Raw genomic sequence first — 24,017 nt, 5'->3', positions numbered from 1 at the left:
GTGAGAGAAAGAAGGGTTACCGATGGAAAACAAACGAGTTAATAAATTGCGTGAAGCCATGCGTGAGCGTGAACTCAGAGCAATGCTGATTACAAACCCGATTAACCGTCGTTATATGACGGGTTTTACAGGCTCGGCGGGATATGTGCTGATTACGGAACAGGATGCTTTCTTGTTGACTGATTTCCGTTACATGGCTCAAGCGCCTCAGCAAGCCAAAGGATTCACTGTTGTGGAGCATGGAGCTAAGCCGATGGATACGGTGCGCGAACTGCTTGCGTCCGCGAATATCAAAGAAGTAGGCTTCGAGCAGGATAGTGTTACATTCGGCACGCACTCTGCTTATGCTGAAGCACTTCAATCTATTGAACTGAAAGCTGTATCCGGGATTGTGGAACAACTTCGCATGTTCAAGGATGAAGACGAGATCGCGGTCATGCAGAGAGCGGCAGATCTGGCAGATGCCACATTCAGCCACGTTTTGCAGTTTGCAAAACCAGGCATGACGGAGCGGGAAGTGGATCTGGAGATGGAGTTTTTCATGCGCAAACATGGAGCAACGTCCTCTTCGTTTGACACCATTGTAGCATCGGGTGAACGTTCTGCTATGCCTCACGGGGTAGCGAGCAGCAAGGCTATCGGGCAAAATGAGTTAATTACATTTGACTTTGGTGCACTTTTGGACGGATACTGTTCAGATCTGACACGTACCATTGCAACAGGTACACCTGTACCTGAACTGCGCAAAATTTATGACATTGTACTGGAAGCTCAGTTACATACGCTGGAGAACCTGAAACCGGGCATGACCGGACGGGAAGCAGATGCATTGGCTCGTGATATCATTGCAGGTCACGGATACGGAGATCAATTCGGACACAGCACAGGCCACGGTCTGGGTATGGAAGTTCACGAAGCTCCTCGTTTGTCCAAGCTTAGCGACGATGTATTGAAACCGGGTATGGTTGTTACCGTTGAACCGGGTATATATATTGATGGGCTTGGCGGCGTGCGTATCGAGGATGACGTAGTGATTACCGAGACGGGTATTCATATTCTCACGAAGTCGGACAAGAAGTTCACCGTAATCGGCTAAATTACAGCCACAAGGGATATAAGACGATTTTTAATATAAAGGTACAGGTTATTGCTGAATGTTTTGGACCATATGCAAAAGTAGTGAAGGGAGCGGAATCGATTCTGAAGAAGCGAAGCGCTCGCCTTTTTCTCCTCATTTTAAACCTTATTAAAATCTAGTCGGGAAAATGAGGAGACAACAGCGATCGGAGGAACGATTCGAACCCGTAACGGTCACATCGCACATGGTCATCAATTCAGAATAAACCCACCTTTACATTAACCCATCGTCTTATATCACCTACTTTTCAACCATATCAGGAGGGATTTTTTGTGATTTCAGTAAACGATTTTAAAACAGGCTTGACCGTGCAAGTAGACAACGATATCTATACCGTGCTTGATTTCCAACACGTTAAACCAGGTAAAGGCGCTGCCTTCGTACGTTCCAAATTGAAAAACCTGCGTAATGGTAACACCGTTGAAAAAACATTCCGCGCAGGCGAAACCATTGGTCGTGCCATCATCGAAAACCGCGGCGTATCCTATCTGTATGCGAGTGGTACAGAGCACACGTTCATGGATAACGAAACTTATGATCAGTTCACATTGACTAGTGATCAACTGGAATGGGAATTGAACTTCCTGAAAGAAAACATGGTCGTTAAAATCGTTAGCTACCAAGGTGAAATCCTCGGAATCGACTTGCCAACAAGCGTTGAGTTGAAAGTCATCGAGACTGAGCCAAGTGTTAAAGGTAACACTGCACAAGGCGCTACCAAAAATGCCAAAGTGGAAACAGGCTTGAACGTACAGGTTCCTTTGTTCATTAACGAAGGTGACGTTCTCCTGATTGACACACGTGAAGGTAAATACTCTTCCCGTGCGTAACTTTCACAAGCTGTAAGCTAATAAACGGTATTAACAACCCTTTGCCATTCCTTTGGCAGAGGGTTTTTTTCGAAAAAAGATTAGCCTATCAGACGCTTTCGTAATATACTGGGTTAAAGTCATTTCTCGTAGAGAATAATGACGATGGACATCAATTATGCATACTGCACAAGGTAGGGAGTGGATTTGCGTTGTCATTGTACGTCATGAAATTTGGGGGCAGCTCGGTCGGAGATACAGAACGCATGAAGCGTGTAGCCGGACGTGTTGTAGAAAAAGCGGATGAAGGACATCGGTGTGTAGTCGTGGTTTCGGCCATGGGGGATACAACAGATGATTTGATTGATCAGGCAAAACAACTGAATAGTGAGCTGCCTGCTCGTGAGATGGATATGCTCTTAACCACAGGAGAACAGATTTCGATCTCTTTGTTATCCATGGCTATTCAAGCGCTTGGGCGCAAGGCAGTATCGTTTACAGGCTGGCAAGCGGGTTTCCGCACAGAGCCAGTTCATGGAAAAGCACGTATTCATGATATTCATCCAGACCGTGTGAATGCAGCACTTGCTGAAGGCAACATCGTTATTGTTGCAGGCTTCCAGGGCATGACGGAAGACGGCGAGATCACAACATTGGGTCGTGGTGGTTCGGATACTACAGCGGTAGCGCTGGCAGCAGCCATTAAGGCTGATGCGTGTGAGATCTATACGGATGTAGACGGAATATATTCTACGGACCCGCGGATCGTTAAGGTAGCGCGCAAGTTGAAGGAAATATCGTACGACGAAATGCTGGAGCTCGCTAATTTGGGGGCAGCGGTGCTGCATCCGCGTGCTGTAGAGTACGCGAAGCATTCCGGTGTACCTTTAATTGTAAGATCCAGCTTTAACCATAATGAAGGAACGGTTGTGAAGGAGGAAGCAGCAATGGAACAAGGCGTAGTGGTTAGTGGAATTGCCTATGACAAAAATGTGGCTCGCATCAGTATTTTGGGTGTGCCGGATGTACCAGGAGTTCTGGCCGAAGTATTTGGTGCACTTGCGGCAAATCAGCTGGATGTGGACATTATCGTTCAGAGCGGAGTGATGGATGGAAAAGCGGACTTTTCTTTCTCTGTGGCGCTGTCTGATCGTGAGAACGCATTGCGTGTCATTGAAGGCCTTCACAGCCGTTTGCCTTACCGTGAAGTCACATCAGAGGAGAACCTCGTTAAAATCTCCATTGTTGGTGCAGGCATGGTCAGTCACCCAGGTGTAGCTGCGAAGATGTTCAAAGTCATCTCCGCTGAAGGCGTGAGCATCAAAATGGTGAGTACTTCGGAGATCAAAGTATCTTGTGTTATTGATGGAGATAAGCTGCATGACGTCATTAAGGCATTGCATACAGCATATGATCTCGACACTGCCGAGCAAGCCGTTATCGGTGGACCACAAGATCGCAGATAAGTTGTTTCTGTGTATATAAATTAGCAAAGGTGTACTGTTGCCAACGGGCAGCAGTACACCTTTTTTTTGTTTTACTCATCGCCATTCTCACATTAACTTGAACATCTTCCCCCCACGTATGCCTCTATAAGGTTGCATGCGGTTCCCCTCCCCCATCTCGGGAACGCAATCCAGCAGGTTTAATTGAGAACAATACGATATATCATGAACTCTGCCTAACTTTTCAAGCCTCCGTCCGCTAACCGATTTTTGCACCAGATCCGGGATGCTCTCCTGTTTTTGGGATACCGCTTGATGAAGCACTGTGCCGAGATCGTTTAGTTGGAGGGGAGAACAGGATTGACGGTGCAGTTCATCGATGATACATCCGGCACATAAAGCGTCCTCCAGTGCAAATTCATCCTGGTTCCCCGCACATAACAGCAATACATCTCGTTGAAGTTCACATAGAACTGCTGCAACAGCCTGCACATTGAGGAATGAACCAGCGAATACATGTTTCCCCTTGGAAGCCTTGATCAAAGCTCGGGTTCCATCGGTTGTGGTTAGAATAATGGTTTTATCTGCAATGCCTGCGGTCATATATTCATAGGGGGAATTTCCCACCTCAAATCCGGTGATTTTTTTGTCAAAACGCTCTCCGCCTCGAATGCAATCTTTCACTTCCATTTGTTTGGCTTGTGGAACCGTCTCTACGGCAATCACAGCCGAAGCGTCATACGCCAGAGCCGTAACAATTGTACTGGTCGTACACAATACATCAATGACAACTGCACTTCGCCCTGCAATATCAATGGTACGTACTTCATTCACATTGCCAACGACATCGACTCGCACTCCCCACAGCTCCTTTCTGTATCTGGGGATCGGTAGTTCTGTTTTGAACCCGAATGGAACTTACCTATCTGCCATTACTGTATGCATGCGCATCTAGACGGGTGCCTAGAACAGAAGGTGGATCTATGCTTTCAACTCTCAACCGTATTCTGAAGAATTGATAGATTTCAGCGTCATAAATTAAATGTACAGGCATAAACTTGAGATATGAACAAGCGCCAGAAGCGTGAACCAAATGATCTCAAGGTTGGAGGAGCCTACTCATGAAGGTGAACTGGAAGGAACTTTTTCCGGAACCGATTCGAACCATTCTCGGAAGGATGCCACCCGCTCTATTGGAACAAGTGGAGGAAGTACGTATTCGTGAAGGCAGACCCCTGGAGATTAATGCAGACAACACATACCACTTCCTGACACCTCAAGGTTGTCCGACCGGGAATCCTGATGAAGCGTATGTCCCTCAGAAAGAAGTGACCCACAGGTTGCTGGATCTGATCAGTAATCATTCACTTTATACATTGGAAGAGGAGCTGCGCAAAGGGTTCATCACCATACCTGGCGGACATCGAATCGGACTTGCTGGCCGGACGGTACTAAGTGATGGGCGTGTTGAATACTTGCGCGACATCAACGGGTTTAACGTTCGGATAGCCCGTGAGGTACATGGAGTGGCTGATCGTATCCTTCCTTACCTTCTCGACATGAAGAGCGGACAGGTCCTGCACACGTTAATCCTGTCACCACCACAACAAGGAAAAACGACGTTGCTGCGAGATCTGGCGAGACAAATTAGCAGTGGTACAAAGCTTACAGGGGGCAATGAACTGGTTCAAGGCATTCGTCCACGTCTGAAAGTAGGCATTGTGGATGAAAGGTCCGAAATCGCTGGTAGCTACAAAGGAGTACCTGGCTTCGACGTAGGTCCCCGAACTGATGTGATGGACGGTTGTCCGAAGGCTGAGGGCATGATGATGATGCTTCGATCCATGTCGCCCGATGTCCTGATTGTGGACGAGATCGGTCGCCCGGAGGATGCTGAGGCGGTGATGGAAGCCCTGCATGCAGGAGTCTCTGTGATCGCGACTGCTCATGGCCGTGACCTGTCGGAGCTGTCGGCCAGACCCGCCCTCAGAACCTTAATTACAGAACAGATGTTTCAACGTTATGTCCAGCTGCAACGGACGAGCCGGGGCATGACCTTTCGGCTGGCTGATGGCAAAATGCGTGGGTTGCAGCAGAGCGGGGCAGGAGGTGAAGGATTTGGTTAACATGCTTGGTGCGGTAATCATTCTATTAGCCAGCACCCTCGCCGGTTTTTACAAGGCCAGACAGTATGCATTAAGACCGAGACAGTTGCGCGAACTCATTGCGGCCCTCCAGCGACTAATGACGGAGATTAACTATGGGCTCACTCCACTTCCCGATGCCATGGGCAAGATGGGAGCCCAGACCAAAGAACCTGTTAAGACGCTGTTCCTTCATGCAGCCACACAGATGGAACCTCCCCATGGACTCACCGCCCGCGAAAGTCTGCAGTCAGGCGTGGATGTGGCATGGGGAAGATCAGCCATGAAGGCTGACGAGCGTGAGGTCATGATGCAATTAAGCTTCAGCCTTGGCACAAGTGACCGTCAGGATCAGACCAAACATATATCGTTAGCCATTCAACAACTAATGCATGAGGAATCCCGTGCTCAGGCGGATCAAATGAAATATGAACGAATGAGCCGAAGCCTCGGGATGCTTGTCGGAGCGTTAATCGTCATTCTGATCTTCTGAAATAGCCGGGATAGTGAGGTGCCAAGGTCATGAATCTAGAAGTGAACGCAATCTTTCAAATTGCGGGTATCGGAATCATCATTGCCATGATTCACACGGTACTGAAACAAATGGGAAAGGAAGATATGGCTCACTGGGTGACCGTAATCGGATTTGTCGTTGTATTGTTCATGGTGGTCCGTATGTTGGACAGCCTGCTGCAAGAGATCAAATCGATATTTCTTTTTCAATGAAAAACGGTCATAAAGCCGGATGGTGGTGACCTGTGGAAATTATACAAGTTGTAGGTTTGGCGCTCATCGCAACAGTACTCATTCTGGTCATTAAGGAACAGAAACCGATGTTTGCCTTTCTGATTGCAGCCGCGACCGGCATTGTCATCTTCATGTTGTTGATTGGCAAAATCGGTGCAGTCATCGAAGTGTTGAAGCGGCTTGCCGAGAACTCAGGCATGGAAAGTATCTATCTGAAAACGGTGCTGAAAATTATTGGCATAGCGTACATTGCTGAATTTGGAGCGCAGATTGTCAGGGATGCAGGTCAGGAGAGCATTGCGTCCAAGATTGAACTGGCCGGTAAGGTATTGATCCTTGTACTTGCTATACCGATCATCAGCATTATTATCGAAACCGTCATGAAGCTGATGCCGGTGTAGAAGGGGTGTGCGGACTTATATGAAATTAATGCATCATAAGCCGCAGTGGCGCCTTACGGTTGTGCTGATGCTCTGTTTTCTGTTCGGAGTCCTGGGACAGGTGACTGCAAGTGCACCTTCCGGTGAGTGGATGGAGCAACAGGCGGATCAGCTTCCCAAGGATCAGGTGGAGAAATACTGGGACCAACTGATGCAACAATACGGTGGTTTCTTCCCGGATGGGAAGACCCCTTCCTTCATGGATATGTTAATCCCCGGCAATGAAGGGTTCAGCCTGAAATCGGTGTTTGTAGCCATAGGCACCTTCATGCTGCATGAAATTTTATATAATGGCAAGCTTCTGGTCACGATTGTGATGTTAAGCGTACTCAGCATGATTCTGGAGACCCTTCAGACCGCATTTGAGAAAAATAATATTAGCAAAATCGCCTATTCCATCTGTTATATGGTCATCATCATCATTGCAATCAACAGCTTCAGTGTGGCGATTGGATACGCCAAGGATGCCATTACCGGCATGATCAACTTCATGATGGCCATGGTTCCCTTGTTATTCACACTGCTCGCGTCCATGGGGAATGTCATCACCGTCTCCGTGACCCATCCACTCATCATTTTCATGATTCATCTGGTGAGTACATTGATTCACTTGCTGGTATTCCCGTTACTCTTCTTCTCAGCTGTTCTGCATCTCGTCAGTTCATTGTCTGACAAGTACAAGCTGACACAGCTGGCAGACCTCCTGCGCAATATTAGTGTGGCATTGCTGGGTATCCTGTTGACCATGTTTTTGGGCGTAATCTCGGTTCAGGGGGCATCGGGTTCCGTAGCGGATGGAGTCAGCCTGAAGGCCGCCAAGTACATCGCAGGTAACTTTGTCCCTGTTGTGGGCAGAACATTTGCGGATGCGACGGATACGGTCATTACAGCTTCTCTACTGGTGAAAAATGCAATTGGACTCACCGGGGTGATCATCATTTTGTTTCTATGTGCCTTTCCGGCACTCAAGATCCTGGCTCTTGCCTTGATATACAACGTAACGGGAGCCATCATGCAACCGCTAGGAGACACCCCGATTGTAGGATGCCTGCAGGCCATTGGTAAGAGCATGATTTATGTATTTGCGGCGCTCGCAGCCGTCGGACTGATGTTTTTCCTGGCAATTACCATCCTGCTGACCGCGGGCAATCTGACTGTCATGATGCGCTGAATGTATGTTGGCAAGAAAGGGGATGGAAAGGATGGGGTGGCTGAGCAACTGGCTCCAGGAATTGATTATGATCGTTCTGCTGGCGACTTTCGTGGATATGCTATTGCCGAATCGATCCATGGAACGTTACGTCAAGCTTGTGCTGAGCCTTCTCATCCTGCTGACCCTTTTATCACCCATAACCAAGCTGCTCAAAAGTGATCCGGTTGGCGAACTGAAACGGGCAATGTCGGCAATGGATGCTCCATCGGATGGGAATGCAACACTTGAACAGATTTTGGCTCAGGGAAAACGACTGCAAGCGGGTGAACAGGAACAATCCCTGCAATGGACAGCAAAAGAACTGGCTAATGTCATGAAAGGCCAGATTGAAGAAACCACAGGAGCGAGGGTTCGATCCGTAGAGGTACAGCTAGCAATGAGTAAATATGAAACCGAGATGGAAGCTGCCTCATCCGTCGAACTGCCTGTGATCCAGCGTGTGTTGGTTGAGATGGCAGGAGAGGACGCAGGAAGTGAAGTGAAAGCTACACAGCAAGAAGTCGCTGTAAATACACAACCCATATTCGGTACAGACACAGCAACCGACAAGGATAAGTCATCTCAAATGCAGCAGCCCATCCAGATCAGTCAGATTGAAGTACCTGATGTACAGATTGATGTAAATAAAGGACAGCGTGATGGAAATGAAGCGTCTTCCGAGCCTGTTATACGTGATCAAGCAGATGAAACTAAGCAACAAGGTGAGACATCCACAAGGTCTGAACATGCAGTGCAGATTATTACCTTGTTGACTGAAAAGTGGGATGTTGATGCAAATAAAGTTCAAGTGACAGAACCGAAAAGTGCTGAAGTGCTCTGAGAAGGAGGGTATCCGATGAAACAATGGTTCAAAAAGATGGAAACCTGGATGGGTGGCGGAGAGGGTGGGGCAAGGCGGAGTCAAACCTTCCGTTGGCTGATTATCCTTGGTTTGATCGGCGTGGGAATCATGCTGTTCAATTCCTTTGTCAATGTCAAAAAAATTGATTCCGAAAATATCGGTCGGGAACCACCGGACCCGGCAACATCCATGGCATCCATACAGAGTGATCCGTCGGAACAGAATCCTTTTCAGGCGATCGAAATTGCATTTGAAGACAAAATCAAAGGTGTGTTGGAAAACATCGTTGGTGTGGGGACAGTTGATGTGATGGTTACCGTGGACTCCACAGAAGAACTGGTCGTTCAGCGGAACGTTAAGGATTCTCAGCAACTTACCGAAGAAACGGATGCCAGCGGGGGCAAACGACATATGACGCAATACACCCGTGATGGTGAGATTATTACGTACGAAATATCAGGGGATCAGACACCCATAGTGACCAAAAAGCTCAAACCGCAGATCCGTGGTGTGCTTGTGGTTGCGAGGGGTGCAGAGAACAAGGTTGTGAAGGACCTGATAACCGATGCTGTAGAAAAAGGACTGAATGTGGCAGCCTACCGGATCTCGGTTGTACCACGCAAACAAGACTAATTTGGTTTGTTGAATCACAAGATTCAATTCTCATAAGATTGAAGCTAATTTGAGGAGGAAGTTCTAATGAATAACAAACGTCAAACGGTATGGCTCGTTTCCATGCTGAGTCTGATGGTCATTTTGTCCGCGTATTATCTGTTCACTGAAGATTCCGGTCCAATCAACGCGCCGGTGGCTGACAGTCAGCAAGTCGATGGAATCAAGCAAGGGGAAGCGAAGGAGACGGCAGGCATTCTTGATCCTACAGAAGGATTGGTTGTGAATGAAGTAGTAAGTAGCGGCGAAGTTGAAAGTGATCCAAGTGCGGCTGGCGCTGTGGAAGAACCGGCGGCTACGGAAGGTAAAGAAGCTGGAAATACAGAGAAAACACCTGCTGCCGAACCGGGAGAGAATAAGGGTGAAACAGGCAAAGAGACCGACAAAGGGGCAGCAACCACACCGGAGACAGACGGTCAGGCTGGGGGCACTGCAACCAAGACTGATGAGGAAGTCCTCAAGGAAATGGAAGAGCAGAATACGGCAGCATCTGCGAGCAGCCAGTTCCAGAACTATCAATGGCAGCGTGAAGAGAGCAACAATCGCAAGTATGAGGAACTGATGACTGTGGCAGGCGACTTGAGTAAAACACCAGAAGAGAATGCAAAAGCAACGGAGCAGCTCCGTACCTTGGAAGAAAAAGAAGCCAAAATCACAGGCATTGAGGAGACCCTCTCCCAACAGTTCGCCAATGCGATTGTTCAAGAAGAATCCGACAAGTATAAAGTGGTGGTCCTCAGTGACAAACTGGATGTAAAACAGGCGGTATCCATTGTGGATCTGGTGATGAAAGAATTAGCCGTTTCACAGAACAAAATCAGTGTGCAATACGTCACAGAGCAGTAATCCAAATCATGGAAAAGCAGTCCCGGGAGCTTGTTCCACTCTCGGGCTCTTTCCATTTTTAATGATTATGATATAATACATAAAGCCATATGACCGTCCTAGTGAGACTGGCATGATGCCGAAGGAGTGAATAATGGAAATGTTTAAATTGAGTGAGATTAAAGAACTGATCAAACTGGTAGATGAAAGTTCCGTTCAAGAGTTGGAAATTGAAAATGAAGGATCACGGTTATCGATCCGCAAACCGGGCAAAACGGAGTATGTTCAAGCAGCTGCTGTGCAACCGCAAATGATTGCTGCTCCGCAAGTACAGCCGGCAGCAGTGGTAAGTGAAGCTGCACCGCAGGTCGATACTACAAGTCATTTACATAAAATTGTATCTCCGATGGTAGGTACTTTTTACAGAGCTTCCTCGCCGGAAGCGGGTCCTTTTGTGAGCGCAGGTGATAAAGTTGTTGAGAAAACAACGGTATGTATCATCGAAGCCATGAAGCTGATGAACGAGCTTGATGCGGACATCAAGGGAGAAATCGTTGAAGTGCTGGTTGAGAACGGACAGCTGGTCGAGTATGGGCAGCCCCTTTTCCTGGTGAAACCGGAATAACCGTTATAGCTGGTTAACAGCTAACCGCATGAGCTTCGAAGGAGGACAAAACGAAATGAAATTTCAAAAAATATTGATTGCGAACCGTGGAGAGATTGCGGTACGTATTATTCGTGCCTGCCGCGAAATCGGCATCTCAACGGTAGCCGTCTATTCGGAAGCGGACAAGGATTCTCTGCATGTTCGTCTTGCAGATGAGGCTTACTGTATCGGACCGACACTGTCCAAGGACAGTTATCTGAACTTCACCAACCTGATGAGTGTAGCTACCCTGACGGAATGTGATGCAATCCACCCTGGTTATGGTTTTTTGGCGGAGAATGCTGACTTTGCAGAAATCTGTGGTTCCTGCAACATTACATTCATCGGCCCTTCACCCGAAGCCATTACCAAAATGGGGGACAAGGCTGTTGCCAAACAGACGATGAAAGATGCAGGAGTACCTGTTATTCCTGGATCAGACGGTCTCGTCGAAAGTATGGAAGAAGCCATCATGATTGCTAGAGATATCGGATATCCTATCATTATCAAAGCTACTGCCGGTGGCGGAGGTAAGGGGATTCGTATTGCCGAAGATGAAGAGACGCTGATTAAGCAGATTACGGCTGCTCAGCAGGAAGCACAAAAGGCATTTGGTAATGCAGGTGTGTATCTGGAGAAATTCCTGACAGGCATGAAACACGTGGAAATTCAGATTATTGCTGATAAACACGGAAATGCAGCACATTTGGGAGAGCGTGATTGCTCGGTTCAGCGTCGCCGCCAGAAATTGGTAGAAGAAGCTCCATGTCCGATTCTCTCCGAAGATGTGCGTACACTTATGGGCGAAGCTGCGGTACGGGCTGCCCTTGCTGTGGATTACTCTGGAGCAGGTACATTGGAGTTTCTGCTCAGCCCGAATGGCGAGTTCTATTTCATGGAGATGAATACGCGTATTCAGGTAGAGCACCCGGTAACTGAGATGGTTACTGGCGTGGATCTGATCCGTGAGATGATCTCTGTAGCGGAAGGCAACCCACTTTCATTCCGTCAGGAAGACGTGGTTATCAATGGCTGGTCCATCGAATGTCGTATCAATGCAGAAGATCCGGACCGTAACTTTATGCCATCACCAGGCAAAATCGGATTCTACCTTGCACCAGGAGGACCTGGCGTTCGTGTAGATAGTGCTGCGTATCCTGGTTATACCATTTCACCTTTCTACGACTCCATGATCGCAAAATTGATTGTGTGGGGAGCGAATCGTGAAGAGGCGATTGCCAAGATGAAGCGTGCACTTGGGGAATTTGCGATTGAGGGCATATCTACAACCATTCCTTTCCATCAGAAATTGCTGGAGCACCCAACGTTCATTCGTGGTGACTTTGATATCAAATTTCTTGAGGAAAACGAGATTTAATAGGTATATTGGGCTTGTTTGTCATAATGTAGCCCAAATGATATAGTATGTAATAATAAGAGCGCATGTCTCCTGCAAAGGATAAGCCCGCACCTCGCGGATGTTTGCAGGAGTTCCGGTAAAGCCGGACCGGAAGGGTTCTGAAGGTTATCTAACCTGAGTCCAGCGCCCTGACGGATGGCCGCAAACTTATCTCGCGAAAGGTGTGTTGAACAGTTATGAGTACACTACCGACTGAATTTGAACGAACGGATATCGGTGAAATCCAAATCGCACCTGAAGTTATTGAAGTGATTGCTGGATTGGCAACCCTTGAAGTAAAGGGTGTTGCAGGCATGAGTGGCGGATTCGCTGGCGGATTTGCTGAATTGCTTGGCCGCAAAAATCTTTCCAAAGGTGTTAAAGTTGAAGTGGGCCAACGTGAAGCTGCAGTTGATGTTTCCGTAATTATCGAGTACGGATACCGTCTGCCACAGGTAGCTACGGAGATTCAACAGAACGTGAAACGTTCCATTGAGAACATGACAGGATTGAATGTGAATGAAGTGAATGTGCACATTCATGACGTTCAGTTCAAGAGCACCGAGAAAGTGGAAGAGATCGACCTGAACAGTCAGCGCGTAAAATAAAAGAAGACAGATTCCCCCGGCATATTCTGCCGGGGGTTATCCCCGTCTTGGACAGGTCTTCATTATAGTGAAAGCTAGATGACGATCTCATTTTTGCTAGTGAACAGGTTAAGTCATGTTAGTGAGCAAGGGAGGCTGTGCAGTTCGTGGCTAAAATACTGGATCGGCTTCTGTTGTTTATATACAGCATAAGCGTTGGAGCAATATCGGCAGCCGTCATTCTTCTGATCAGCGGTGTGCTGCCTTACGAATTGAATTATCAGCAGGAACAAAACGTTATTGTTGCATCGGTTATTGCAGCAGCCATTTTGTTTGTCCTGAGTTTGCGATTTTTCTACATCTCGGTTCGGCGTGAGCGTGCATCGTTGCCGTCTGTAGATCAACGTACGGAGTTTGGTGATGTACAGATTTCGATGGAGACGATTGAGAATCTCTGTTTGAAGGCAACTTCCCGGTTCCGGGGAGTACGTGATGTCAAGGCACGCATACGCGTGGTTGAGTCAGGACTGGAGATTATGATTCGTGCGGTAGTGGATGGTGAGACACCTATTCCTGCGCTGACTTCTGATCTGCAAAAGGCGATACATGATCATGTACAAGAGATCACGGGCATCCCGGTTTCTTTTGTAACGGTGTATATCGCCAATGTAACCCAGTCGCCTAACTACAAGAGTCGAGTGGAATGAGGTGAGTTTCACTGATGCTGTGGAAAGAGATTTGGGATAGTCATAGAGGCCGAATTACCGGAATTATCGGCGGCATCTTTTTTGGATTTCTTTATGTATGGATCGGTTTTTGGGATATGTTGTTCTTTGCACTTTTGGTGTTCATCGGTTATACGTTAGGCAGACGAAGCGATTCGAAGCTGGGTTCGTCCATTCCCTGGAGGGAGTGGGGACAATGGCTGGGCGATCGCTGGCGTCCGTTTAAATGACCTACCTGAACCCTGCAATATGTTTCTTCCGAAAATAGAGCTGTAGTTTAGGTTGCCCGTTTTTTGGAGGAGACGTATTGCAGGTTTTTTTGTGAAAAGAGATAACAATAACAATACCGTGGAAGCCATCGACTAATCCCTTGAGGACTTGATGAGATGGTTGCATGGATTATAAAATAAGCATGATGACGCTCCAGAAGGAGCGCTGCAGGAGGCAGGACATGAAAAGACGTTTGGCAAGGGAAATTGCAGTACAAAGTCTGTATCAGATGGAAATGAATGAGGTGGGTGCAGCAGAAGCTGTAAACATGTTGATCAATGAAGCTGCTGAAGATAATGAAACCGAAGTGGTTATTCGCGATGCAGATGTAATGCGTACTTATGTTACTGAGATTGTACAAGGAGCTTGGAACAATAAGGAAGCCATCGACGGATTGCTCGTGGATTATTTGAAAGGTTGGCAGATTAGCCGTCTTTCGCGTGTAGATCGCCAGATTTTACGACTGTCTACGTATGAAATGGTGTTCCGTGATGACATTCCGGCAAAGGTTTCTGTCAATGAAGCGATTGAACTGTCCAAATATTTTGGTACAGAAGAATCCGGCAAGTTTGTCAATGGCGTACTTGGACGCATGATTCAGGAAGTTGATGCCATTAAAGCAAAATTGTCTTAAGTTATGATTAACCATAGTGCGTGTTCAAAAGGACCGGTTTTCAGTGCTCCTCGTAATCAAAAGCGGTTTTTTTGAACAACCTCTAATTTTATATTCACATAAGGGAGAGAGAGTACAATGACAGCATCTATTATTAACGGTAAAGAAGTATCCCAAGAGATCCGCGCAAGCATGACAGCAGAAGTAAAACAGCTTAGCGAACAGGGGGTAGTACCTGGTCTGGCTGTTGTGCTCGTCGGGGAAGATCCGGCATCCCAAGTATATGTGCGTAATAAAGAAAAAGCATGTCATGACCTCGGATTCTACTCCGAAGTGCATCGTTTGGATGCAGACACATCCCAAGAAGATCTGCTCGCGCTGGTGGACAAGCTGAACAATCAACAATCCATTAACGGAATTTTGGTTCAACTCCCACTGCCGAAACATATCGAAGAGAAAGCGGTCATTGATGCGATTGCTGTGGATAAAGACGTAGATGGATTCCATCCAGTTAATGTTGGTAATCTCGTGATTGGAGACGATAGTCTGCTTCCATGTACCCCAGCAGGTGTCATTGAACTGATCAAGCGTACTGGACTCGAAATGTCTGGTAAACATGCAGTGGTTATCGGAAGAAGCAATATCGTTGGCAAACCGGTATCGCTGTTGCTCCAACGCGAGAATGCAACGGTAACCATGTGTCACTCCCGCACAGCAAACATGAAAGAAATCACGCGTCAGGCTGATATTTTGGTGGTAGCTATCGGTCGTGCAAACTTTGTGGATGCTGATTTTGTTAAACCGGGTGCTGTGGTCATCGATGTCGGCATGAACCGTTTGGAGAACGGCAAACTGGCAGGAGATGTAGACTTTGAGAGCGTGAAGGCAGTATCTGGTCCAATTACACCGGTTCCTGGTGGTGTTGGTCCAATGACAATCACAATGCTGATGCAAAATACACTGATCGCTGCCAAACGCGCTCACGGATTGGCCTAGGGCTCTGTCTGTGGCAGATCAAAAGATCTACTCCATCAAAGACCTGAACCGATACATTCGGATGAAACTGGAATCGGATCAGGTCCTGTCGGACGTTTGGTTACGCGGAGAGATATCCAATTTCACACATCACTCCAGCGGCCATATGTATTTTACATTGAAGGACAAGGACAGCCGGATTAAGTCGATTATGTTTGCCTCCCATAACCAGCGATTACCCTTTGTACCGAAGGAGGGTGCAAGGGTTATTGCCCGTGGTAATGTCTCGGTGTATGAACGGGATGGGCAGTATCAATTCTACGCTACTCACATGCAGCCGGACGGGATCGGCAGTCTGTATCTGGCTTACGAACAGCTGAAGAAAAAGCTGGAGGATGAAGGCTTATTTTCACCTTCGCGCAAAAGAGAGATCCCGCGTTATCCGCAGACCATTGGTGTTGTTACTTCACCGACGGGAGCAGCGGTACGGGACATCATGATTACACTTCAGCGCAGGTATCCATCTGCTAAAGTGGTTTTATATCCTGTGCTGGTTCAAGGCAAAGGTGCTGCGCCTTCCATTGTTAAGGCGATTGGCAACTTGAACCGGATGGGAGAAGCCGACATACTCATCGTTGGACGTGGAGGCGGCTCACTAGAGGAATTGTGGGCTTTTAACGAGGAGATAGTGGCAAGAGCGATCGTCGCTTCGGATATACCTGTTATTTCTGCAGTTGGACACGAAACGGACTTTACGATTGCGGATTTTGCGGCTGATCTGCGTGCGGCGACGCCAACAGCTGCTGCGGAGCTGGCTGTACCTAATCGAGCTGAGTTGCTGGATCAGATTGCACAACGTCAGCGCCAGTTACAACACAGCTTGCGTCAGCGTGCTATCCACAATCGTGAACGGCTCGCAAGATTACAGCGTTCGCCGGTGCTTGTTCATCCAAGACGTACCTTGATGCAGCACACGGAACGACTGGATATGATGCATCAACGGCTGTTGAGAACAGTGGATACGCGTATGAAATGGACTGGAGAGAAGCAGGAGCGTCTTCGGGCGGCACTGCAACGATTCAATCCTCGTGATCAGGTCAATGCAGCACGCCGCGAGAATGCGGCAGCACGCAGACAACTGGAACTTGCGATCAGATCCATAACCAGATCGAAGCAGCAACAGTGGAAATCATCTGTGCGGCATCTGGATGCGCTTAGCCCGCTTAAAGTCATGTCTCGAGGATACAGTCTTGTCTATGACGAGCAGGAACAGCAGTTGATCAAGTCGACGAAGGATGTACAGCCTGGAGATTCAATTAAGATTAAATTAACAGACGGACAGCTGGACTGTCAGGTTTGGGGAATGAAGGAGGACGACAATACCCATGGCGAATGAACCGGAATTGAATTTTGAAGAAGCAATGGCGGCGTTGGAAGACATCGTAGGGCAGCTTGAACATGGTGATGTTCCGTTGGAGCAGGCCATCGATCTATTTCAGCGCGGGATGAAACTTTCGCAACTTTGCGGTCTGAAGCTGGAACAAGTGGAACGTAAGATCGAGATGATCGTAGAAGAAGATGGAGAGCTTCGCAAGAAGCCTTTCGGAACTGCTGACGATGAGAGCGGTGAAGTCCATGAGTAATCGTCCTTCGTTTCAAGCATACCTCGAAGAGGTCACAGCTGAGGTGACAGAAGCGTTGAAACAGACGCTTCCTGATCACTGGGATGTACCCCAATCGCTGACTGATGCGATGCAGTATTCACTTATGGCCGGAGGCAAACGCCTTCGTCCTCTTCTGGTCGTTGCTGCGGCGGAAGCCTTCGGTGCACAGCGTACAGCTGCAATGCCGGTAGCCTGCGCCGTGGAGATGGTTCATACCTATTCACTGATCCACGACGACCTGCCCGCTATGGATAATGATGATTACCGCAGGGGAAAATTAACGAATCATAAGGTTTATGGTGAAGCAACCGCCATATTGGCAGGCGATGCACTGCTAACTCATGCTTTTTATAGCATTGTTCAAGCTGGACGCCGTAGTGGTGTGGCAGCAGATGCATTGCTGTCTATCGTGGAGGACATGTCCGAACTCGCTGGAGCAAGAGGTATGGTAGGCGGCCAGGTTGCGGATATGGAAGGCGAACAAGGCATGACGGATCTTGCACAGCTTCAATATATTCATCTGCACAAAACGGGTGACCTGATTGTTTTTGCCCTCATTGCCGGAGCACGAATTGGTGGAGCAACGGAAGGACAATTGGAAGCCTTGCGTGTATTTGGCCGTGATCTTGGCCTGGCGTTCCAGATTCAGGATGATATTCTCGACCTGACGGGCGACGAGCAGAAGATGGGCAAGAAAACACAAAGCGATGTGAATCAGCAGAAGGTAACGTACCCTTATTTTATTGGTATGGAGGCTTCTGTAGACGAAGTAAAATCCCTTACCCAATCTGCTAAAGATGCACTTGAAAGAGCCGAGTTACCTGATGCATCGAGATTGCTGGAGATTGCAGATTATTTGATGAGTCGAGACCATTAGATTCTGACAAATGCGCTGTTTCAAACCCTGTATAACCGTGTAATAAATGTAATGTCCTTTTTCCGAGTGGATGGGATAAGTCTGTCCCGAGTGGATGCGGGAATACATATGGAGAAGAATTCTAAATAACTTGCTGGCGAGAATGCTCGTTATCGGGAGTATAGTGCAGGAAATTATGATTCTTATTCTTTTATGTTATAATGATTTAATGTTATTTGATTCATAATGTATATATCGATTTACAACAATAAACTAAACAATCTAGGAAAGCGGGGAGATTCTCGTGCTGCTTCCACAAATTAAACAACCCAGTGATCTAAAGTCGATGTCTCAGGATGATCTTGCCCTTTTGTCGGCAGAGATCCGGCAGTTTCTGATTGAGAAGCTGTCCGTTACAGGGGGGCATCTCGCACCTAACTTAGGCGTGGTTGAGCTCACGGTAGCCCTGCATTACTGCTATAACAGTCCGGCAGACAAAATGATTTTTGATGTAGGGCATCAGGCTTATGTGCACAAAGTTCTGACAGGACGTATGGACCGCTTTGATACATTGCGTCAACATAACGGACTGTGCGGGTTTGTCAAACGCAACGAAAGTGAACATGATGTATGGGAAGCCGGGCACAGCAGTACCTCATTGTCTGCTGCGATGGGGATGGCCCTTGCACGTGATCTGAAGGGTGAGGACAACCAAGTTATCGCGATGATTGGTGATGGAGCGCTTACTGGTGGTATGGCTTTTGAGGCTCTCAATCATATCGGTCATGAGCAGAGAAAACTGATGGTTATTCTGAATGATAATGAAATGTCCATTGCTCCAAACGTTGGGGCCATGCATAAATATTTGAGCAAAATTCGTTCGGATCGTCATTATCTGAAAGCAAAAGATGATGTCGAGGGCATGCTTAAAAAAATTCCTGCTATTGGAGATCGTTTGGCCAAATCGGCAAGCTGGATTAAAGACAGTGTCAAATATATGATGGTACCAGGTGTTCTTTTTGAAGAACTGGGCTTCACATATTTGGGACCGATTGATGGGCATGATATTCCCAAATTGATTGAAACCTTTACACAGGCGGATAATGTGGATGGTCCAGTCATGGTCCATGTACTTACAACCAAAGGTAAGGGCTATCAGCCAGCAGAAGCCGATTCGCACAAGTGGCACGGGATTTCTCCGTACAAAATTGAATCGGGACAAGTGCTGAAAGCAGTCGGAAAACCGATGTACACAGAAGTGTTCGGTCAAACGCTGATTGATCTTGCGAAGCAGGATAAGCGGATTGTAGCGGTAACTCCGGCAATGCCTACGGGATCTGGTCTCATTCCTTTTAGTAAGGAATTTCCTGATCGCATGATTGACGTAGGGATTGCAGAACAGCATGCGGCCACCATGTGTGCTGCACTCGCTATGGAAGGCTTGAAGCCGGTCTTCGCGGTGTATTCCACATTCATGCAACGTGCATATGATCAGATTGTACATGATATATGCCGACATAACGCCAACGTGATGTTTGCCATTGACCGTGCCGGATTTGTTGGACCGGATGGGGAAACACATCAAGGGGTATACGATGTGGCATTCATGCGTCATATTCCGAATATCGTGCTGATGATGCCAAAAGACGAAAATGAATTGCGCCATATGATGAAAACGGCGCTTGATTATAATGAAGGTCCAATTGCTTACCGTTATCCACGAAACAATGTGGTCGGTGTACCTCTGGATGATGTACTTGTTCCGATTCCAATCGGATCATGGGAGCAACTGCGTCCATCGGAGGGATATGCTGTCATCGCTTCCGGGTCGATGGTACAGCTTGCTGAAGAAGCAGCGGAGATGGTGAAGCGGGAAGGTATCACAGCAGGCGTAATCAACGCACGCTTCCTCAAACCTCTTGACGAGCAGATGCTGCGTGATCTGGCTGTTCGCGGAACCAAATTGATTGTACTTGAAGAAGCATCCCAAGCAGGTAGCATGGGTAGTGCAGTGCTGGAGTTCTATGCAGAACAGGGACTGCATGATGTTCATGTACAATTAATGGGGATTCCGGATCGCTTCATTGAGCATGGCAGTATTAAGGAACAACGTGAGGAAGTGGGTCTTACCGTGGAGAATGTATGTGCTGAGCTGCGCAAGATGGCCGTTCAATCATCTTACGGCATCCCCAAAACACGTTTTCCTTCGTAAATCTACATGATAGGAGAAATACATGTCACTCCCGAAAGAACGAATTGATGTTCTGCTGGTTGAGCAGGGCTATTATGAAAGCCGTGAGAAGGCAAAAGCTGCAATCATGGCTGGACTGGTGTATGCCAATAATGAGCCGATCGAAAAGGCGGGCATGAAAATTCCAAGGGAAGCCGAGCTGAAAGTTAAAGGCTCGGTACATCCCTATGTCGGCAGAGGCGGATTGAAGCTCGAAAAAGCGATCCGTCATTTCGGCCTTGATATGAATGGATTTGTCATGCTCGACATTGGTTCATCCACCGGTGGATTTACGGATTGTGCACTACAGCATGGTGCGTCTCACGTTTACGCTATTGATGTGGGTTATAATCAGCTTGATTGGTCTTTGCGTAATGATGAGCGGGTGACGGTTATGGAACGAACCAACTTTCGCTATGTCACTCCTGAAGATCTGACGGGACCGGTGCCGAACTTTGCGAGCATTGATGTGTCGTTCATTTCACTGCGAATCATATTACCGCCACTTCTGGCTCTGCTGAGACAACCTGCAGATATCGTTGCATTGATCAAACCTCAATTTGAGGCAGGACGTGAAAAAGTAGGCAAGTCCGGTGTGGTACGTGATACGAAGGTGCACAAGGATGTATTGCAGACGATGCTTCATTTTGCCAGTCAACTTGGTTTGCATCTGAAGAGTTTAACTTTTTCCCCGATAACCGGTGGAGAAGGGAACATAGAATTTCTCGCACATTGGCGTCTGGAAGAACCAGATGCATCACAACCAGAGAACGATCCAGCTTCACTTGATGCACTTGCGGAGCAAGTCGCCAAGGAAGCAGCTCATACATTTACGGGAAACTCATCATAAGATGGGTTTCTTTTCGCTGGAAAGATGATTGGTGTAAAGGGAAATCGGGAATGAACCTCGAATATGTCTTCGAGGTGAGCGATAATGGATGGTCAATATGACACAATCGTTATAGGTGTACTTGCTGTCTGTTTGATCTTGTGGTTGTTCTTCGGCTTGCGTAATTGGGTAAACCGACCGATACCGGTAAGCTTGTCTGGAATGCAACTGAACGTGAAGATTCAGGATTCTCCTGCATTGGATTTGCTTGAAGCACAGGGTTACGAAGTTATCGGTGGCAAAATGAAAGTCCCTCTGGCTTTTGAAGCCAATGAATCCGTTTATTACAGCAGATTATTTATCGATTATGTTGCAGAACGTGAGGATCTCAGATACCTGGTGAAAACATCACGTCGCAGACAGCCACTTGAAATGACCGGCCCTGCGCTCAGGGATCGCTTTCTCAATTATCTGTTGTTATATCCTGGCTGTGAAGGATTGCTGTATGTTGACTTGGAGGATTCCGATATTAAGTTAATCAGGCTCATGGACTATCAGGAAGATGTTTATGATGGGGATGATCTGGACTAATATAAAAGAATAAACATTGCAGGGCAAAGTCTGCGGCGGGTTACAATTGCTGCTTTATTGCAATACATTTAACTGGAGGCATGTATGAAAGGACAAAGGCACATCAAGATTCGTGAAATCATTAGTCAAAATGAAATCGAGACTCAGGATGATTTGGTTGAAGCACTGCGGAAATCAGGTTTTCAGGTGACTCAAGCGACGGTATCCAGGGATATCAAGGAACTACTGTTAATCAAGATCCCGATGGATGACGGACGGTATAAATATTCTTTGCCGACAGATCAACGATATAATCCGATTCAAAAATTGAAGCGTGCACTGGTTGACAACTTCCTGCACATTGATCACACGAACAACCTGGTTGTGATGAAATGTCTGCCAGGAACAGCCAACTCCATTGCAGCGCTGCTTGATAATATTGAGTGGAATGAAGTCATGGGCACAATCTGTGGAGATGATACCATTCTTATTATTTGCAGGACTGAAGGAAACAGCGTGACCGTTATTGAGCGGATCATGGGTTATATTGCTTAATGAATGATTCAAAAACATAATATCTGAGGTAGTCATCCGGAGGTGTTTTTGCAGATGTTAGTTACGTTATCGATTCGCAATCTGGCTGTGGTGGAAGAAGTGGACGTTGTATTCCATCCGGGATTCCATGTACTTTCAGGGGAAACGGGTGCAGGGAAGTCGATCATTATAGATGCTCTTGGCTTAATTGCAGGTGGACGCAGTTCGGCTGATTTGATTAGGTACGGATGCGAGAAGGCAGAGATGGAAGCTCTGTTTGAGATGGAACAAAGTCATCCGGTATGGCAGACATTAGAGAAGCTTGGTATCCATTGTGAGCCGGAAGAGCATTTGGTTATTCGACGTGAGTTAAATACTCAGGGGAAAAGTACGTCCCGCATTAATGGACAATTGGTCAATCTGACCATGCTGCGTGAAGTAGGCGAGAAGTTAATCAATATCCATGGACAACATGAACATCAGAGTTTGCTGCGTGCAGAGAGCCATCTGGGGCTTCTTGATACCTATGGCTCGGAAGTAATCGGACCTGTCAAAGCGAAGTACCAAGAACGCTACAGCAAGTTTATCACGGCGGAAAAAGAACTTCGTGCGCTTCAGGAGTCGAGTCAGCGGGCATATCAACTCTTGGACATGTATCGCTTTCAGCTTGAGGAGATCGCAGCTGCAAGCCTTACACGTGGCGAGGATGAATTACTCGGGGAAGAACGGGTCAAACTATCCCATAGTGAGAAAATGATGGACAGTGTCGCTGGTGCATATGATCTGCTCAGTGGTCAACGCGGGCTTGAAGCTGTGAGCATTGCTCTTTCAAGAATTGAAGACATTTCTGGATATGACAGCAAAGGATTACAACCCATTGTGGAGCAGCTGCAATCCGCATTTTATCAATTGGAAGATGCGACATTCCAGTTAAGGGATTATCGGGAGAAGATTGAATTCAATCCGGCAAGATTGGAAGAAGTGGAACAAAGGCTGAATCTTATTTCTGGCCTCAGACGGAAATACGGTGACAGTGTTGAACTTATTCTGAGTTATTATGAGCAGATTAGCCATGAAACCGATCAACTGGAGAACAAGGACGAACGGCTGGAGAAATTGCGAGCTGAACGTGACAAAATGCTTAACCTTGTGATGGAGTCTGCTGAAGAACTCAGCAAGGTTCGCAAACAATGCGCGGAAGAACTTGCTGCACAGGTTGAAAGTGAGCTCAAAGATCTGCAGATGGAACGCACAACACTGCGTGTTCAGATTACCCCATTTGAAGATCCGAAGGGTATAGAATGGAATGGACGCCGTATTCGTCTGAATCGTCAGGGTGCTGACAATGCGGAATTCCTGATCTCACCGAATCCGGGCGAGCCATTACGACCACTGGGCAAAATTGCTTCAGGTGGCGAGTTGTCGCGAATGATGCTGGCGATGAAGAGTATCTTTGCACGACATGACCGGATACCTGTGTTGATTTTTGATGAAGTTGATACTGGAGTTAGCGGTAGAGCGGCTCAATCCATTGCTGAAAAATTGTTCCGTCTCTCTTCGACTTGTCAGGTTTTCTCAATAACTCACTTGCCACAAGTGGCTTGTATGGCAGATCATCAGTATCTCATTGAAAAACATGTCTACGATGGACGGACGATGACGCAAGTGGAATCGCTGTCAGACGAAGGCAGAGTGAAGGAATTGGCACGTATGCTAGGTGGTGTGGAAATTACAGAAAAAACACTGCATCACGCACAGGAAATGCTGAATTTGGCGGAAGCCAAAAAAGGGTGAAACGAACGGCTGGCGTAATGATTGACAGTAATAAAAGCCTGGGGGCAAGGT

The 24,017-nt window shown here is 47.3% G+C and carries 27 protein-coding genes; 26 read left to right on the top strand and 1 reads right to left on the bottom strand.

The annotated features are described in order from the left end of the window. Positions 1 to 22 precede the first annotated feature (22 nt). The 3 genes from MKX40_RS20205 (at position 23) to MKX40_RS20195 (ending at position 3,413) form a co-directional block, all read left to right on the top strand. Positions 23 to 1,096 (top strand): Xaa-Pro peptidase family protein, encoded by a 1,074-nt coding sequence (locus MKX40_RS20205; protein ID WP_339235494.1) that lies wholly within the window; start codon positions 23 to 25, stop codon positions 1,094 to 1,096. A gap of 314 nt (positions 1,097 to 1,410) precedes the next feature. Then, positions 1,411 to 1,968: an elongation factor P gene (efp, locus tag MKX40_RS20200; RefSeq protein WP_017687580.1), complete on the top strand. Its 558-nt coding sequence runs from the start codon at positions 1,411 to 1,413 to the stop codon at positions 1,966 to 1,968. 191 nt (positions 1,969 to 2,159) lie between these two features. Next, positions 2,160 to 3,413, top strand: coding sequence for an aspartate kinase (locus MKX40_RS20195; RefSeq protein ID WP_339235492.1), 1,254 nt, complete (start codon positions 2,160 to 2,162; stop codon positions 3,411 to 3,413). An 87-nt stretch (positions 3,414 to 3,500) separates the two neighbouring features. On the opposite strand, the gene MKX40_RS20190 is transcribed toward MKX40_RS20195, so the two are convergent. Next, positions 3,501 to 4,250: a 2-phosphosulfolactate phosphatase gene (locus MKX40_RS20190; protein WP_339235489.1), complete on the bottom strand. Its 750-nt coding sequence runs from the start codon at positions 4,248 to 4,250 to the stop codon at positions 3,501 to 3,503. A 263-nt stretch (positions 4,251 to 4,513) separates the two neighbouring features. Here MKX40_RS20190 and spoIIIAA point away from each other — a divergent pair, with 263 nt between their 5' ends. From spoIIIAA to recN, 23 genes are all read left to right on the top strand, one after another. Further along, positions 4,514 to 5,518 (top strand): stage III sporulation protein AA, encoded by a 1,005-nt coding sequence (spoIIIAA, locus tag MKX40_RS20185; protein WP_339235487.1) that lies wholly within the window; start codon positions 4,514 to 4,516, stop codon positions 5,516 to 5,518. Next, positions 5,511 to 6,029: a stage III sporulation protein SpoIIIAB gene (gene spoIIIAB / locus MKX40_RS20180; protein WP_339235486.1), complete on the top strand. Its 519-nt coding sequence runs from the start codon at positions 5,511 to 5,513 to the stop codon at positions 6,027 to 6,029. The genes spoIIIAA and spoIIIAB overlap by 8 nt, the downstream gene beginning before the upstream one ends. Positions 6,030 to 6,058: 29 nt before the next feature. Continuing rightward, entirely contained in the window at positions 6,059 to 6,262 is a 204-nt protein-coding gene (gene spoIIIAC, locus MKX40_RS20175; RefSeq protein ID WP_017687585.1) for a stage III sporulation protein AC, read from the top strand. 32 nt (positions 6,263 to 6,294) lie between these two features. Then, positions 6,295 to 6,684 (top strand): stage III sporulation protein AD, encoded by a 390-nt coding sequence (gene spoIIIAD, locus MKX40_RS20170; protein ID WP_017687586.1) that lies wholly within the window; start codon positions 6,295 to 6,297, stop codon positions 6,682 to 6,684. 19 nt (positions 6,685 to 6,703) lie between these two features. Next, on the top strand, positions 6,704 to 7,894 hold the full coding sequence (spoIIIAE, locus tag MKX40_RS20165; RefSeq protein WP_339235484.1) for a stage III sporulation protein AE: 1,191 nt from the start codon (positions 6,704 to 6,706) through the stop codon (positions 7,892 to 7,894). A gap of 31 nt (positions 7,895 to 7,925) precedes the next feature. Next, positions 7,926 to 8,756 (top strand): stage III sporulation protein AF, encoded by an 831-nt coding sequence (spoIIIAF, locus tag MKX40_RS20160; RefSeq protein WP_339235481.1) that lies wholly within the window; start codon positions 7,926 to 7,928, stop codon positions 8,754 to 8,756. A 15-nt stretch (positions 8,757 to 8,771) separates the two neighbouring features. Beyond that, positions 8,772 to 9,410: a stage III sporulation protein AG gene (gene spoIIIAG / locus MKX40_RS20155; RefSeq protein WP_017687589.1), complete on the top strand. Its 639-nt coding sequence runs from the start codon at positions 8,772 to 8,774 to the stop codon at positions 9,408 to 9,410. A 66-nt stretch (positions 9,411 to 9,476) separates the two neighbouring features. Next, on the top strand, positions 9,477 to 10,295 hold the full coding sequence (locus tag MKX40_RS20150) for a SpoIIIAH-like family protein (RefSeq protein WP_339235478.1): 819 nt from the start codon (positions 9,477 to 9,479) through the stop codon (positions 10,293 to 10,295). Between the two features lie 139 nt (positions 10,296 to 10,434). Beyond that, entirely contained in the window at positions 10,435 to 10,899 is a 465-nt protein-coding gene (gene accB, locus MKX40_RS20145; RefSeq protein WP_036614903.1) for an acetyl-CoA carboxylase biotin carboxyl carrier protein, read from the top strand. A gap of 55 nt (positions 10,900 to 10,954) precedes the next feature. Further along, entirely contained in the window at positions 10,955 to 12,298 is a 1,344-nt protein-coding gene (gene accC / locus MKX40_RS20140) for an acetyl-CoA carboxylase biotin carboxylase subunit (protein WP_339235475.1), read from the top strand. Positions 12,299 to 12,516: 218 nt separating this feature from the next. After that, positions 12,517 to 12,927, top strand: coding sequence for an Asp23/Gls24 family envelope stress response protein (locus tag MKX40_RS20135; RefSeq protein WP_017687593.1), 411 nt, complete (start codon positions 12,517 to 12,519; stop codon positions 12,925 to 12,927). Between the two features lie 146 nt (positions 12,928 to 13,073). Beyond that, positions 13,074 to 13,613, top strand: coding sequence for an alkaline shock response membrane anchor protein AmaP (amaP, locus tag MKX40_RS20130; RefSeq protein WP_339235472.1), 540 nt, complete (start codon positions 13,074 to 13,076; stop codon positions 13,611 to 13,613). Positions 13,614 to 13,627: 14 nt separating this feature from the next. Beyond that, positions 13,628 to 13,861, top strand: coding sequence for a DUF2273 domain-containing protein (locus MKX40_RS20125; protein WP_017687595.1), 234 nt, complete (start codon positions 13,628 to 13,630; stop codon positions 13,859 to 13,861). A 221-nt stretch (positions 13,862 to 14,082) separates the two neighbouring features. Further along, a complete protein-coding gene (gene nusB / locus MKX40_RS20120; protein WP_017687596.1) occupies positions 14,083 to 14,535 on the top strand; it encodes a transcription antitermination factor NusB in 453 nt (150 codons plus the stop codon). Between the two features lie 117 nt (positions 14,536 to 14,652). After that, positions 14,653 to 15,510 (top strand): bifunctional methylenetetrahydrofolate dehydrogenase/methenyltetrahydrofolate cyclohydrolase FolD, encoded by an 858-nt coding sequence (gene folD, locus MKX40_RS20115; RefSeq protein ID WP_339235469.1) that lies wholly within the window; start codon positions 14,653 to 14,655, stop codon positions 15,508 to 15,510. Between the two features lie 10 nt (positions 15,511 to 15,520). Beyond that, positions 15,521 to 16,885, top strand: coding sequence for an exodeoxyribonuclease VII large subunit (gene xseA / locus MKX40_RS20110; RefSeq protein ID WP_339235466.1), 1,365 nt, complete (start codon positions 15,521 to 15,523; stop codon positions 16,883 to 16,885). Beyond that, positions 16,875 to 17,132, top strand: coding sequence for an exodeoxyribonuclease VII small subunit (gene xseB / locus MKX40_RS20105; RefSeq protein ID WP_017687599.1), 258 nt, complete (start codon positions 16,875 to 16,877; stop codon positions 17,130 to 17,132). The genes xseA and xseB overlap by 11 nt, the downstream gene beginning before the upstream one ends. Continuing rightward, the gene (locus tag MKX40_RS20100) at positions 17,107 to 18,030 is read left to right on the top strand and encodes a polyprenyl synthetase family protein (RefSeq protein ID WP_339235464.1); all 924 of its coding nucleotides are present in this window, start codon (positions 17,107 to 17,109) and stop codon (positions 18,028 to 18,030) included. The genes xseB and MKX40_RS20100 overlap by 26 nt, the downstream gene beginning before the upstream one ends. Positions 18,031 to 18,313: 283 nt before the next feature. Then, positions 18,314 to 20,221, top strand: coding sequence for a 1-deoxy-D-xylulose-5-phosphate synthase (gene dxs, locus MKX40_RS20095; protein WP_339235461.1), 1,908 nt, complete (start codon positions 18,314 to 18,316; stop codon positions 20,219 to 20,221). A gap of 22 nt (positions 20,222 to 20,243) precedes the next feature. Then, on the top strand, positions 20,244 to 21,089 hold the full coding sequence (locus MKX40_RS20090; protein ID WP_339235458.1) for a TlyA family RNA methyltransferase: 846 nt from the start codon (positions 20,244 to 20,246) through the stop codon (positions 21,087 to 21,089). 84 nt (positions 21,090 to 21,173) lie between these two features. Next, positions 21,174 to 21,659: a hypothetical protein gene (locus tag MKX40_RS20085; RefSeq protein ID WP_339235455.1), complete on the top strand. Its 486-nt coding sequence runs from the start codon at positions 21,174 to 21,176 to the stop codon at positions 21,657 to 21,659. Between the two features lie 84 nt (positions 21,660 to 21,743). Further along, positions 21,744 to 22,193, top strand: a complete 450-nt coding sequence (gene argR / locus MKX40_RS20080; protein ID WP_017687604.1) for a transcriptional regulator ArgR — start codon at positions 21,744 to 21,746, stop codon at positions 22,191 to 22,193. Positions 22,194 to 22,247: 54 nt separating this feature from the next. After that, the gene (gene recN / locus MKX40_RS20075; RefSeq protein WP_339235453.1) at positions 22,248 to 23,966 is read left to right on the top strand and encodes a DNA repair protein RecN; all 1,719 of its coding nucleotides are present in this window, start codon (positions 22,248 to 22,250) and stop codon (positions 23,964 to 23,966) included. The last annotated feature ends 51 nt before the right edge of the window (positions 23,967 to 24,017 follow it).

Origin of the sequence: Paenibacillus sp. FSL R5-0517 (assembly GCF_037974355.1) — a bacterium.
In the GTDB taxonomy this organism is placed as follows: Bacteria; Bacillota; Bacilli; order Paenibacillales; family Paenibacillaceae; genus Paenibacillus.
Note: the sequence above shows the minus strand (reverse complement) of the source record. Positions and strands in the feature narration are given on the sequence as shown.

Coding starts and splice junctions, on each gene's coding strand:
- MKX40_RS20100 (WP_339235464.1), top strand. CDS start 17,107: ATGAGAGCGGTGAAGTCCATGAGTAATCGTCCTTCGTTTCAAGCATAC.
- spoIIIAG (WP_017687589.1), top strand. CDS start 8,772: ATGAAACAATGGTTCAAAAAGATGGAAACCTGGATGGGTGGCGGAGAG.
- MKX40_RS20090 (WP_339235458.1), top strand. CDS start 20,244: ATGTCACTCCCGAAAGAACGAATTGATGTTCTGCTGGTTGAGCAGGGC.
- MKX40_RS20125 (WP_017687595.1), top strand. CDS start 13,628: ATGCTGTGGAAAGAGATTTGGGATAGTCATAGAGGCCGAATTACCGGA.
- MKX40_RS20150 (WP_339235478.1), top strand. CDS start 9,477: ATGAATAACAAACGTCAAACGGTATGGCTCGTTTCCATGCTGAGTCTG.
- MKX40_RS20135 (WP_017687593.1), top strand. CDS start 12,517: ATGAGTACACTACCGACTGAATTTGAACGAACGGATATCGGTGAAATC.
- folD (WP_339235469.1), top strand. CDS start 14,653: ATGACAGCATCTATTATTAACGGTAAAGAAGTATCCCAAGAGATCCGC.
- spoIIIAE (WP_339235484.1), top strand. CDS start 6,704: ATGAAATTAATGCATCATAAGCCGCAGTGGCGCCTTACGGTTGTGCTG.
- xseB (WP_017687599.1), top strand. CDS start 16,875: ATGGCGAATGAACCGGAATTGAATTTTGAAGAAGCAATGGCGGCGTTG.
- recN (WP_339235453.1), top strand. CDS start 22,248: ATGTTAGTTACGTTATCGATTCGCAATCTGGCTGTGGTGGAAGAAGTG.
- nusB (WP_017687596.1), top strand. CDS start 14,083: ATGAAAAGACGTTTGGCAAGGGAAATTGCAGTACAAAGTCTGTATCAG.
- argR (WP_017687604.1), top strand. CDS start 21,744: ATGAAAGGACAAAGGCACATCAAGATTCGTGAAATCATTAGTCAAAAT.
- MKX40_RS20085 (WP_339235455.1), top strand. CDS start 21,174: ATGGATGGTCAATATGACACAATCGTTATAGGTGTACTTGCTGTCTGT.
- spoIIIAC (WP_017687585.1), top strand. CDS start 6,059: ATGAATCTAGAAGTGAACGCAATCTTTCAAATTGCGGGTATCGGAATC.
- accB (WP_036614903.1), top strand. CDS start 10,435: ATGTTTAAATTGAGTGAGATTAAAGAACTGATCAAACTGGTAGATGAA.
- accC (WP_339235475.1), top strand. CDS start 10,955: ATGAAATTTCAAAAAATATTGATTGCGAACCGTGGAGAGATTGCGGTA.
- MKX40_RS20205 (WP_339235494.1), top strand. CDS start 23: ATGGAAAACAAACGAGTTAATAAATTGCGTGAAGCCATGCGTGAGCGT.
- spoIIIAF (WP_339235481.1), top strand. CDS start 7,926: ATGGGGTGGCTGAGCAACTGGCTCCAGGAATTGATTATGATCGTTCTG.
- spoIIIAA (WP_339235487.1), top strand. CDS start 4,514: ATGAAGGTGAACTGGAAGGAACTTTTTCCGGAACCGATTCGAACCATT.